The sequence below is a fragment of the Nocardia sp. NPDC003726 genome, assembly GCF_053586955.1.
Window position 1 is genome coordinate 153,459 of sequence record NZ_JBSFNF010000014.1, and the last position, 13,014, is coordinate 166,472.

Below are 13,014 nucleotides of genomic sequence, written 5' to 3' on the forward strand. Positions count from 1 at the left end.
AGCGGCCGCCGATCAGCGTCCGCGAGCAGATCTCGCCCCGGTCAGGCCGTGGATGCGACGCGGCGGGCGGTTGATCGAGCATTGCTCCGGCGACCATGCCGGAGCAATGCAGGACTTTCGCGCCGGGCTCGCACCGGCACGGCGTCCAAGGCATTTCGACCGCAACCGAACCGGTCGGCGGCGAAGCCGCGTACCGGTCCGCCGGATACGTCTTCGCAAAGAATTCTCGGTAGGAGAGTGCGGCAAATTGGCGCGCGGTCTCCCACCGCAGGCGGGGCACGACGCCGACGGACAAATCACCGGCACCACGCGATCTCTTGAAACGCAGCTGTCACCCGCCCGGAGCGACCGAGCCCATCACGTGGATCTGTGACCGCCGCCCACCACCAGGCGTCTCGGCGGTCATGACGATCTTCCTCCGGCGAGGGCTACCCTTCCTCGCCGAGCAGCCGGACTCCCGTCACGATCGTGGGTTCGATCGCGACGACGGTGTCCATGACCCCGTCGGCCCACGGGCGAAGCAGGCGCGTATAGCGGGCGATTCGTTCCGGATCGGTGACCGTGCGGGCGAGACCGGTCACGACGACCGACCAGCCCGCATGGGTCACCGCGTCGATGTCGTCGGCCTCGTAGGCCACGACGACCGAGGGATCGGCACGGACGGTGTCGGTGAGCCGCGAGGTGACCCGGGTTCGCACGATGACCACACCGCCGTCGACGAAATGGTTGACCGGGCGGATCGCGGGCAGCGCGTCGCGGGTGTACACCACGCGGCCGTAGGCGACGCCCGCCAGCAACCGCAACGCCTCCTCACGGTCGATCTCGACCACCGTACGGGCCTGCGCGCCGTTGTCGGCGAGGCCGTTGGAGGCGATCATGAACTCGCCCCGGGGCGCGTCGCGTGTGCGATTCCGGTCTTCACTCGCCACCACGGCCTCCCGTACCATCACCGAGTCCCCCTGCCGGACAGGGCAGAAAGTCCCCGATCCGTCCTCTTCGCACGGCCGATCCCGGAGGCAGGCAGACCACGCCGGAAAGGCGCGTCACGGCAAGGTCACCTCCGGCCTGGACGGTCGCCGGATCCCGGCACGCTCCCGCAGCCGCCGGATCTCTCGCTCGATGCCTTCGGCGAGCACGGCGACGTCGGGCGCGGTGTCGTAATCCCCGGTGATGCCGAAGGTCAGGTGGCCCGCATAGCTGAGGACCGCGATCGCGGTGCGCAACCGCATCGCGATCGGCATGGCGGGCAGCAGCTGCGAGACCACCTGCCCGCGCACGGTCAGTTCTTCCCGCGGACCGGGCACATTCGTCACCAACGCGCCGACGGTTCGTTGCGGAAACCGCGCCAGCAGACGGAAAGTCCACGCCAGGGGCGCGAACGGCAGCAGGCCCGCCAACGCGAGCACCGAGTCCTCCGCTTGCGCTTGGCCGCCCGACTTGTGCCGGTTCATCCGCTCCCGGATCGTCTTCAGCCGCTCCACCGGGTCGGCGATTTCGATCGGCAGGAACGGCAGTACCGCCGAAACCCGGTTGTCCAGGGTGTATTTCGCCTGTTCGGACCGCATCGAGACCGGGACGAGGATACGCAGTTTGTCCGGCGACAGCCGTTCGCCGCGGCCGACCAGCAGTTCACGATAAGCGGCGGCGACCGCCGCCAGGACGACATCGTTGACCGTGACATCGAACGCCGCACCGATCTCATGGACATCCGCCAAGGCGGCGCGGGCCACGACATACCGGCGCTGCCGTCCGATGGGGCCGTTGAGCGAGGACTCCACGGCAGGCGACACGAGGGCGGACAGCAGCGGAGCCAGGCCCCGCGTCATGGCTGCCACCGACCGCGGCAACACGACGGGCAGCCGCGACACCTCACGAACCAGATCCGGCCAGCGCACCTCGGTACGCCCCTGCGGCTCGGCGGTGTCCCGCGGCTCCCCGGTCACGGCATCGCAGAAACTCTGGAACACCGAGATCCCGGAAACGCCGTCCACCAGGCTGTGATGCGCTTTGACCAGCAGTGCCCAGCGGTCTCCCGCGAGGTGTTCGACGACGACGCACTGCCACAGCGGATGATCGCGATCGAGTCGCTCCTCCAGCTCCGTGGCCACCAGTTCGCACAACGCGGTCTCGTCACCCGGCGTGGGCAGCGCGGTCCACCGGATGTGGTGCGCCAGATCGAAATCCGGGTCGTCCTCCCACACCGGCACGGTCAGGTCGAGCGGCGCGCGGCGCACCTTCTGGCGCAGGCGCGCGTTCCGCTCCACCCCCCTCGCGACAACGCCGCTCAGCTCGGAGCGGCTCGGCGGGGCTCCGGCGACGATCGCCACCGCGCCGATGCCGAGACTGATGTGCCGGTCGGCGTCCTCTAGTTCCATGAAGCCCGAATCGAGGGGGCGTAATTCTGTCATGCGGATGCTCGTTCAAGTCGCTTGGTCCTTCCAGCATCGCGCGGGGCGCGGGCGCAGATGATGGCCGAAGGTCACCGAATGCAGAGCACTCCGGCCACGGCGCGGGCCGCCGCGGGGACCTCGGTCGCCGGGGGGGGACCGCAAGCGCTCGACTCGGCGGCGCAGGCAGGAGAAGAATCGGCGTATGCGAACCGTACTCATTCTCGGTGCGGGGTTCGGAGGGCTGGAGCTGGCCACCCGTCTGTCGGATTCGCCGGCCGACGAGTTCCGTGTCGTCGTCATCGACCGGAGCGACTCGTTCACCTTCGGCTTCGCAAAACTGGACATCCTGTTCCGTGACCTGTCGCCGGAGACCGCGCGGGTGCCGTACTCCCGCTTCACCCATCCGCGCGTGGAATTCCGGCAGGAGGAGGTCACCGCGATCGACCCGGTGGCCCGCCGGGTACGCACCGATCAGGCGGTCTACGACCCCGACATCCTCGTCGTCGCGCTGGGCGCCGACTACGACCCCGGGGCGACCCCCGGCTTCGCCGAAGACGGCTACGAGTACTACTCGATCGAGGGCGCCCGCCGGTTGCGCGAACGCATCGCGCGCTTCGACGGCGGGGCCGTGGTCCTGGCGGTGCTCGGTGTTCCGTTCAAGTGCCCGCCCGCGCCGTACGAAGGCGCGATGCTCCTGCACGAGACGCTCGCCCGGCGCGGGGTCAGGAGCCGCACCGACATGCGATTCCTCACCCCGATGGACGCACCGATCCCGGTGTCGGCCGACACGTCCGCCGCGATCGTCGAAGCGCTGGCCGGGCGTGGCATCGCCTACGCGCCGGGGCGCGCGGTGCACGCGCTCGATCCGGCCCGGCGCATGGCGCTCACCGAGACCGGCGATGTGCCCTACGACCTGTTCATCGGAATCCCCAAGCACCGGGTGCCCGCGGTCGTCGCGGCGTCGGGGCTCACCGAGGGCGGGACGGACGGCTGGATCGCCGTCGACCCGCACACCCTCGAGACGCCGTATCCGGGCGTCTACGCGCTCGGTGACTGCGCCGACGCACCGGTCCCCCGGGCGGGTGTGTTCGCCGAGGACGCCGCGGGCACGCTCGCCGCGGCCATCGGGGCGCGGTTGCACGGCCTCGCTCCGCCGGAACGCTACCGTGGGCGTGGCACCTGCCACATCGAGTTCGGCGGCGGGCTGGTCGGCAAAGTGGAGGCCGATTTCCTCTCCGGCCCCGCGCCGGTCGCGCCGTTCACCGCGCCGTCGGCGGAACTCGCGCGGGAGAAGGCCGCCGCGGCCGAGGCCAGGCTGCGCCGCTGGTTCACCGGCTGACCGGCTCGTCCCCGTCCGGTTCTGCCGCCCGCCAGGCGCGGGTCAGCACCCTGGCGATCTCGGCCAGACCGGATGCCACGGTCATCCGCCAATGCGTCGTCGGCACCAGGTGGTTGTGCACGCGTCCGTCGACCACCTCGCTCCAGATCGACGCACCGAGACAGCCGGTCGGATCGTCGAGCGCGGCGGTGAAATAGATGACGTCGCCCCGGTAGACCGGCGGGTCGTAGGCGCCGCGCAGCGCGACCGAGTGCACGGCCGCGTCGAGGATCCGGGTGACGCGGTCGGAGCCGAACGATGCGAAGGGTTCCGGAAGTCCGGCCATTCTCTCCGGCAGCGCGGCCCAGTCCACATCCGCGACGTTGCCGAGATCGCCGGCCTGCTCGCCCAGCAGACCGCCGATCAATTCGGCCACCGGGACCTGGCCCGCGTCACCCGGCGGCGTGCCGGGCGGATCCGCCATGTAGCTGTCCATCACCGCGAGCAGCGCGACTCGCTCGCCTTCGCGTTGCAGCTGGACCGCCATCTCGTGCGCGATGACGCCGCCGAAGGACCAACCGAGCAGATGGTAAGGACCGGTCGGCTGTTTCGCGCGGATCAGCTCGACGTAGCGGCGGGCCCATTCCTCGATCGAACCCGGCATGACCGCGTCGCTCGCCAGCACGGGAGTCTGCAGGCCATAGAGCGGTCGTTGCGGGTCGAGGTAGGCGGCGAGCCCGGCATACGACCAGGAGATTCCCGACACCGGATGCACGCAGAACAGCGGCGCGGCCGAACCGCCCGGCCGCAGCGGCAGCAGCAGGTCGAAGGCCGCCTCGGTCTGGACTTCGCCGCTCGCCCGGCGAGCCAGGTCGGCGACCAGTTCCGCGGGGGTGGGCGCGGTGAACACCCGCATCACCGGAATCCGCGTGCCGAGCGCGGAGGACAGCCGAAGGGTCAGCTTCGCGGCGAGCAGGGAGTTGCCGCCCTGTTCGAAGAAGTTGTCGTCCATGCCGAAGCGCTCGGCGCCGAGCACCGCGGCGAAGGCGGCGGCGACGGTCGCTTCCACGGGAGTGACGGCCGCGCGGAACTCGCGGGCGCGGAAGACCGGCGCGGGCAGCGCTCGCTTGTCGAGCTTGCCGTTGGGGGTCAACGGGAGAGCATCGATCACGACGATCGCGGCGGGCACCATGTAGCCGGTCAGATACGCGGCCACCTGGTCGCGTACCTCGGCCGGATCCGGCCGCGCACCCGGCTCGGGCAGGACGTAGCCCACGAGCTGATCGCCGAGCGTGGGATCGGTCCGGACCAGCGCGACGGCCTGACGCACACCGGAGCACCGCACCAGCGCCGCTTCGATTTCCCCCAGTTCGATCCGGAATCCCCGCAACTGCACCTGCTGGTCGCCGCGGCCGGCGTAGGCCAGCCCGGCCTCGCCGCCGAAGCGGCCCCAGCGCGCGAGGTCACCCGAGCGGTACATCCGTGAGCCGGGCGGTCCGAACGGATTCGCGACGAAGCGCGTCGCGGTGAGTCCTGGCCGTCCCGCGTAGCCGCGGGCGAGCTGATCACCGGCGACATAGATCTCGCCGGGAGTGCCGGTCGGGGCCGGTCGCAAGCGGATGTCCAGCACATGGGTGTCCAGCCCTGGCAGCGCGCGGCCGATCAGGCTGGCCGGGCTGTCCGTCAGTTCCGCGCCGACGTCGAGGAACGAGACGTGCACGGTGGTCTCCGTGATGCCGTACATGTTGACCAGTCGCGGCGAGTCCCCCGGATGGCCCTCGCGCCAGCGTCGCAGCTGCCGCAGATCCAGCGCCTCACCGCCGAAGATCACATACCGCAGCGCGAATTCACCGGATCCGGCCGGGGCGTCGCGGTCGGCGTCGATCAGTTGGCAGAACGCCGACGGCGTCTGGTTCAGCACCGTCACCCGCTCGCGAATCAGCAACTCGCGCAACAGTTCCGGTGAGCGCGATGTCGCGTAGTCGACCACGACGACGGTGCCGCCGGTCACCAGCGCGCCCCACAGTTCCCACACCGAGAAGTCGAACGCGAAGGAATGGAACAACGTCCAGACGTCGCGCTCGCCGAATTCGAACAGCGGTTGCGCCTCGGCGAACAACCGCACCGCATTGCGATGCGTCACGCCCACGCCCTTCGGCACGCCCGTCGATCCCGAGGTGTAGATGACGTAGGCGAGGTTGTCCGGCAGCAACGGCGCAACCCGGTCGGCGTCGGTGATCGGATCGTCGGAGAACTCCGCCGCCTCCTCCAGGAGAACGGTGGGCAGTGCGGTGTCCGGAAGGGCCGACCGCTCGGCGGCGGTGGTCAGCACGCACACCGGCGCCGCGTCGGCGAGCACGAAGGCCTGCCGCTGCGCCGGATAGCTGAGGTCGACGGGCAGGTACGCGGCACCGGCGGCCAGCACACCGAGCAACGCGACCGGGAGCTGTTCGGTGCGCCCGACAGCCACGGCGACAACGGTTTCCGGCCCGGCTCCGGCCGCGATCAGCGCGCGGGCGACGCGATTCGCCTGCCGGTGCAACGCGCCGAAGCTCAGCGTGGCAGCGCCGCACCGCACGGCCTGCGCCTCCGGTGCGCGCCGAGCCCGCTCGGCGATCAGCTCGGGCAGGGTCGGCGCGGGGGCGATCCCGGCCGGCGGCTCGTGCGACCGCGAGACCGCCGGGCGGCGTTCGCTTTCGTCCAGGATGTCGATGTCCCACACCCGCACCGAGGGATCTTCGGCGACCGCGGACACGATGCGCTCGAACCGGCGAGCGAAGGCGCGCACGGTCGCTTCGTCGAACAGGTCGGTGGCGTAGGTGAAGGTCACCGCCGATTCCGTCCGGCCGTCGCCGCGCACGCGTGGCTCGACGACCACGTGCAGGTCGAATTTGGCCGTGATCGCGCCGTTGTCCACGGCGGTGACCGTCAGCTCCGGCAACTCCAGGTCGGGCTGCTCGATGTTCTGGAACGACAGCATCACCGGGAACAGCGACGCGCGCGCGCCCGTTCGCGCGGGGTCGGCCTCCTCGACCACGCGCTCGAAGGGCACATCCGCGTTGGCGAAGGCCGACAGAGCCGCCGCACGGGACCGTTCGACGAGATCGTGGAACGTCAGGGCGGGCTCGACGTCGACGCGCAGCGCCAACGTGTTGACGAACATCCCGACCAGCTCGTCGAGCGCACGTTCACCGCGCCCCGCCACCGGGGTGCCGATGACGACGTCCGTGCCCCCGCACAGACGCCCGATCAGCGTGGCGAGCGCCGCGTGCAACACCATGAACGGCGTCGCGTTGTGCTCACGCGCGATCTCGGCCAGCCGCTCGTCGACCCGCGCCGGGATCGTGCAGCCGGTCGACGCGCCGCGGGCCGAGGCCGTCGACGGCCGCGGGCGGTCGGTGGGCAGTTCCAGCGGTCCGGCGAGCCCGGCCAGTTGCCCACGCCAATACGACAATTGGTGCGCCGCGACGGAATTCTCGTCGTCATCGGATCCGATCGTGGCATGCTGCCAGATCGCGTAATCGGCGTACTGCACCGGCAGCGGCGACCAGCCGGGCGTGCCGCCGCCGCGCCGGGCCGCGTAGGCGGTCACCAGGTCGCGGGCCAGCGGCGCGAGCGACGACCCGTCCGCGGCGATGTGGTGGGTCACGATGACGAGCAGGTGATCTTCGCCCGAGGTGAACAGCCGCAGCCGGACGGGCGCGGCCGCGGTCACGTCGAAGCCCGCGGACATCAGCGCCGCCACCACGGTCGCGACGTCGGTGATTCCGTGCTCGATCGCGATGCCGTCGGGAAGGGCCGCGCCGGTCGGCAGGACCTCTTGATACGGCTGCCCGTCGGCGTCGACCGGGTAGCGGGTGCGCAGCACCTCGTGCCGTTCGATCACGTCGGCGATCGCGTGGCGCAGCGCGGGCAGGTCGAGGGCGCCGGTCAGCCGGACGGCGAAGGGCATGTTGTAGGCGGGCGAGTCCGGCTCGAGCCGGTTGAGCAACCACATCCGCTGCTGCGCGAGCGACAGCGGTATCCGATCCGGCCGTGGCGAGCGCGTCAAAGGCGCGCGAGCGTTTCCTGCCCCACCGGCGGCCACCTTCGCGGCGAGTGCGCTCACCACGGGCGCCTCGAACAGTTCCCGCACGGTGACCCGCGATCCGAGCACCTCGTTCACCCGCGCGACGGCCCTGGTCGCGATCAACGAATTGCCGCCCAGCGCGAAGAAGTCGTCGTCGATGCCCACGCGTTCGACACCGAGCAGCTCGGCGAACACCTGCGCGACGGCTTGTTCGACGGGCGTGCGCGCCGCCAGGAACGCCTTGGTCTCGACCGCGGGCTCGGGCAGCGCCGAGCGATCGAGTTTCCCGCTCGCGTTCAGCGGCAGCGCGGTCAGCTCCACCAGTGCGGACGGGATCATGTAGGCGGGCAGGACCGCCGTCATCCCGGCCACGAGTTCGCCGCGATCGACGACCTGCCCCGGTCGCGCGACCACATAGGCCGCCAGCCGCTCGCCCGACGGCGAGGGCACCACCGCCGCGACCGCTTGACTCACCGACGGCTGCGCGAGCAACGCGGTCTCGATCTCACCGAGTTCGATGCGCTGGCCGCGGAATTTGACCTGGAAGTCGGTGCGCCCGAGGTATTCCAGGCGCTGGGGCTCGTCGGCGCGCGGCGCGCGCCAGAGCGCCAGATCGCCGGTGCGGTACATCCGCCTCCCGCGCTCGAACGGGTTGGCGACGAAACGGCCGGCGGTCAGCGCCGCCTGCCGCACGTAACCGCGGGCGAGCTGATCCCCGGCCAGGTACAGCTCGCCCGGTACCCCGGCCGGAACCGGCCGCAGGCGCGAATCCAGCACGTATACCTGCGTGTTCCACTGCGGCCGGCCGATCGGCACCGTCGCGCCGTCGCCTGTTCCGGCGGGCCAGTACGTCACCGAGACCGCCGCCTCCGTGGGGCCGTACAGGTTGTGCACCCGCGCGCCGGTGACCGCGCGGACCGCCCGGACGGTCTCCGGCGCGAGCGCTTCCCCGATGACGAACAGATCTCGCAGTGTCGCGAGGCGTTCCGGCGTCGCGTGCGCGGCGAACTCGGTGAGCATCGAGGGCACGAAATCGGTGACCGTGACGCCGTGCGCGGCGACGGTGGCGGCGAGGTAGTCCGCGTCACGGTGCCCGTCGTGGTCGGCGAGCACGAGTTTCGCGCCCGCGCGCAGCGGCATCAGGTAGCCCCACAAGGCGACGTCGAAGGTGGCCGCGGTCTTCTGCAGGTACACCTCGCGCGGACCCAGGGGGTACCGGTGGAGCATCCACTCGATCTGGTTGTCGATCGCGGCGTGCGAGACCACCACGCCTTTCGGACGTCCGGTCGAACCGGATGTGAAGATCACATAGGCGGGGTGCTGCGGCCGCACCGCCCCCGAAAGTTCGCCAGGATCAAGGGCGGCGCCCGAGCGCTGATCCGCGCCGAGGCCGTCCAGAAGCAGGACGGCGACATGATCGGGCAGCGGAATCGCGTCGGCGGACCTGGTGAGCACGCAGACCGGTCGGGCGAGGTCGAGCACGTGCGCGATCCGCTCGGCGGGGTGATCCGGGTCGAGCGGCAGGTACGCGCCGCCTGCGGTGAGAATCGCGTACATGCCGGTCACGAGGTCCAGCGATCGCCGGACCGACAGCGCAACAACGGTTTCGGGGCCGACGCCGTGGTCGACGAGCACCCGGGCGAGCCGGTTGACCCGCTGGTCGAACTCGCGGTAGGTCAGCCGCGTGTCCGCGTGGACGACCGCGATCTCGTCCGGATACCGGGCCACCGCACGCCGGTACCCGTCGAGCACCAGGCCCGCGGCGACCGGGTGCCCGGTGTCGTTCCACCCAGTCAGGATCGTGGTGCGCTCCACGGGGTCGAGCAGTTCGATCTCCCCGATCGCCCGATCCGCCGAATCCGCGACGGCCGCGAGGATCGCGCACAGCCGCCGGGCGAATGCCGCCACCGTGGCCTCGTCGAACAGGTCGGCGGAATAGGTGAACGCCGCCGAGATGCCCAGCGGCGTCCGCTCGTCCTCGTGCGGAACCATGGTCAACTCGAGGTCGAATTTCGCCAGCGGCAGCGCGAAATCCACCGGGGATACTCGCAGGCCGGGCAGTTCCAGCGCCGTCGGGGTGAAGTTCTGGAAGGTCAGCATGGTCTGGAACAGCGGGTGGTGCGCGCTCGACCGCACCGGGTCCAGCACCTCCACCAGGCGTTCGAACGGCACGTCGGCATGGCCGAACGCCTCGATGTCGCGGCCGCGTACCTGCTCGAGCAACTCGGCGAAGGTGTGGCCGGGGTCGATTTCGGTGCGCAGCGCGAGCGTGTTGACGAACATGCCGATCAGGCCGTCCACCGCGGTCTCGCCGCGACCGGCCACCGGCGCGCCGACGGTGATGTCACGGGTGTTCGACAGCCGGGCCAGCAGCACCGCGTAGGCGGCGTGCGCGACCATGAACAGTGTCGCGTCGTGGCGGTGCGCCAGCCGCTGCAGCGCGGCGTGCACCGTCGCGTCGATCTTGAATTCGTGAGTGGCGCCGCGTCCGGAGAACACCGAGGGGCGCGGCCGGTCGGCGGGTAGGTCCAGTCGTTCCGGCAGGTCGGCCAGCCGCTCTCGCCAGAAGCCGATCTGACGGGCCAGTGTCGAGTCCGGATCGCTTTCCGCACCGAGCGTTTCGCGCTGCCACAGCGCGTAGTCCGCGTACTGCACGGGCAGCGGCTGCCAATCCGGAGCGCGGCCCGCGGTCCGGGCCGAGTAGGCGCTCATCAGGTCGGCGGTCAACGGGCCCATCGAGGAACCGTCGGCGGCGATGTGATGGACCACGCCGACCAGCACGTGCTCGGTCTCGCTCGAGCGCAGCAGACGCAGCCGGATCGGCGGCGCGGCCGTGACGTCGAAGCCGTCGACCACCGCGGCCACCGTGCGTTCGAGGATCTCGGCCTCGCCGACGTCGAGCACCGTCAGCTCGGGCACCGCGCCCGGCTCCGAGATGGCGTGCACGCGCTGGGTGCCCGCCCCGTCGTACTCCGGATAGCTGGTGCGCAGCACCTCGTGCCGCTCGACCAGATCCCGGATCGCCGCCCGCAGCGCGTCCACGTCCAGCTGTCCGCTCAACCGCACCGCCAGGGGGATGTTGTTGCTCGCTCCGGCCGGGTCGAAGCGATTCAGGAACCACATCCGTCGCTGGGCATACGACAGCGGCACCCGCTCCGGGCGCGTCATCGGTCGCGGCGCCGGATGGGCGACTCGGCCCAGTTCGTTCAGTCGTTCGGCCAGTCTCGCCACCACCGAGGCCTCGAACAGCAGCGTGACCGGGACACGAACGCCGAGCGCGGCGCCGAGCCGCGCCGCCGCCCGCGTCGCGATCAGCGAATTGCCACCCAGTTCGAAGAAGTCGTCGTTCGCGCCGACCCGGGCGGGGCCGCACTCGCCCGGCGGGAGGAGCAGCGCGGCGAAGACGTCGGCGACCATCCGCTCGGTCGGCGTGGCGGGCGCACGGAACTGCCGGGTGGCGAGCACCGGCTCCGGCAGCGCGGCGCGATCCAGTTTGCCGACCGGCGTGAGCGGCAGTTCGTCGAGCACTGTGATCGCGGCCGGAATCATGTATGCCGGAAGGGTTTTCGCCAGGAGATCGGCCAGTTCGGCGGTGTCGAGCCGCACCCGCTCGCCGCCGTCGGGAGCCCCTTTCGCTCGCGGTAATACGTAGGAGACCAGCGCGGTGGCGCCGGACGGGAGTGTGGTGCCGATGGTCGCGGCATAGTCGATGTCGGGGTGGGCGGTCAGCGCGTTGTCGATCTCGCCGAGCTCGATCCTCAGTCCGCGGATCTTGACCTGGAAGTCCACCCGTCCGTGGTGTTCGAGGAGTCCCGCCGAATTCCGCCGCACCAGATCGCCGGTGCGATACATGCGGGAGCCGGGCGTCGCGGCGAACGGATTCGCGACGAACCTGTCGGCGGTCGTTCCGGGGCGTCCGAGGTAGCCCTGCGCCAGCGCCGGTCCGGACAGATACAGCTCCCCGATCACGCCGGTGGGCACCATTCGTAGCCGCCCGTCCAGCACATGCACACCCAGGCCCGGTACCGGAGTGCCGATATGGGTCGCGTCGCCCGGACCGAGCGCTTCGGTGCCGGTGGCGAAGATGGTGGTCTCGGTCGGGCCGTAGACGATGTAGAAGGACCGGCCGCCGGTCGCCCACCGGGCGGCCAGCTCGGGGCCGACGCGCTCGCCGCCGCACAGGATGGCCCTGAGGTCGTCCAACCCCGCCGGATCGATCGATTCCAGTGCCGCGGGGGTGATGCACAGATGCGTGACCCGCTCGCGCCGCAGCAGATCCGCCAGTTCGACACCGCCGAACACCGTGGGTGGCGCCACGACCAGCGTCGCGCCCGCCGAGAAGGCCAGCAACATCTCGATCACCGAGAAGTCGAAGCTCGGGCTGCACAGATGCGAGACTCGCGATGCCCGGGTCACCGCACGGACGGCGAGCTCGTGTTCGACCAGCCCGGCCAGCCCGGCGTGGGTCACCGCCACGCCTTTCGGCTTGCCCGTCGAGCCGGAGGTGTAGATCAGATAGGCGAGGTGCTGCTCGGTGAGGGGACGAATCCGATCCAGGTAGCAGATCGAGTGGCCGGGTTCGGCGGCGACTTCTGCCAGGTGGGTTTCGGAATCGAGTTCGATCCACGTCATGCCGGGCGCGGTGAGCGCCGCGCGATGCGCCGAGGTGGTGAGGCCGACGCCTGCGCCGCAGTCGGCGATCATGTGCCCGACCCGGTCCGCCGGATAGGAGGGATCGACGGGCACGTAGGCGGCGCCGGTCTTGGCGACCGCCCACACCGCGAGCACCGACTCGATCGAGCGGGTGACGGCCACCGCGACGAAGTCACCCGGTCCCACCCCGAGCCCGATCAGGTAGCGGGCCCATCGCGAGGACATCTCGTCCAGTTCCCGGTAGCTGAGCTCACGCTGATCGGCAGGATCGCCCGTCGGATTGTACCGGACAGCCGCCGCGTCGAAGGCCGTGTCGACTGCCGCGGTGAGCAGTTGCGGGAAAAGGAGATTGCGTGCTCGGGAGTGCTGAGCGCGACGTGCGGAACGGCGTGTCGGGGTCATGCGGCGGCGAGTTCACTCTCTGGTCGATCATCATCCGCTCTGGCTATGGAGCCAGAAGCGGCGCTTCAAATGCGTGAACCATGACCCGAGCGTGCAGAACGGACCTTAGCGAAGACCGATCGGATCGGCGCGCCCAGGTTGTGAAAGGTCTCAGGGTTACCCCGCGCGAGATTGGGCTATGA

Annotated in this window: 4 protein-coding genes; 1 reads left to right on the plus strand and 3 read right to left on the minus strand. The window is 70.6% G+C overall.

Annotated features, from left to right (window positions below; translation table 11 throughout):
• Positions 1-428: 428 nt before the first annotated feature.
• On the minus strand, positions 429-878 hold the full coding sequence (locus ACWDMM_RS19990; RefSeq protein WP_195079304.1) for a pyridoxamine 5'-phosphate oxidase family protein: 450 nt from the start codon (positions 876-878) through the stop codon (positions 429-431).
• A gap of 165 nt (positions 879-1,043) precedes the next feature.
• The gene (locus ACWDMM_RS19995; RefSeq protein ID WP_195079303.1) at positions 1,044-2,408 is read right to left on the minus strand and encodes a wax ester/triacylglycerol synthase family O-acyltransferase; all 1,365 of its coding nucleotides are present in this window, start codon (positions 2,406-2,408) and stop codon (positions 1,044-1,046) included.
• A gap of 184 nt (positions 2,409-2,592) precedes the next feature.
• Between ACWDMM_RS19995 and ACWDMM_RS20000 the strand changes: the two genes are divergently transcribed.
• Positions 2,593-3,729 carry an NAD(P)/FAD-dependent oxidoreductase gene (locus ACWDMM_RS20000; RefSeq protein WP_195079302.1) on the plus strand — a complete coding sequence of 379 codons (1,137 nt, stop codon included), beginning with the start codon at positions 2,593-2,595 and terminating at the stop codon, positions 3,727-3,729.
• Here the strand turns inward: ACWDMM_RS20000 and ACWDMM_RS20005 are convergent.
• On the minus strand, positions 3,719-12,832 hold the full coding sequence (locus ACWDMM_RS20005) for an amino acid adenylation domain-containing protein (protein ID WP_449938808.1): 9,114 nt from the start codon (positions 12,830-12,832) through the stop codon (positions 3,719-3,721). The two genes, ACWDMM_RS20000 and ACWDMM_RS20005, sit on opposite strands and share 11 nt — an antisense overlap.
• Between the last annotated feature and the right edge of the window lie 182 nt (positions 12,833-13,014).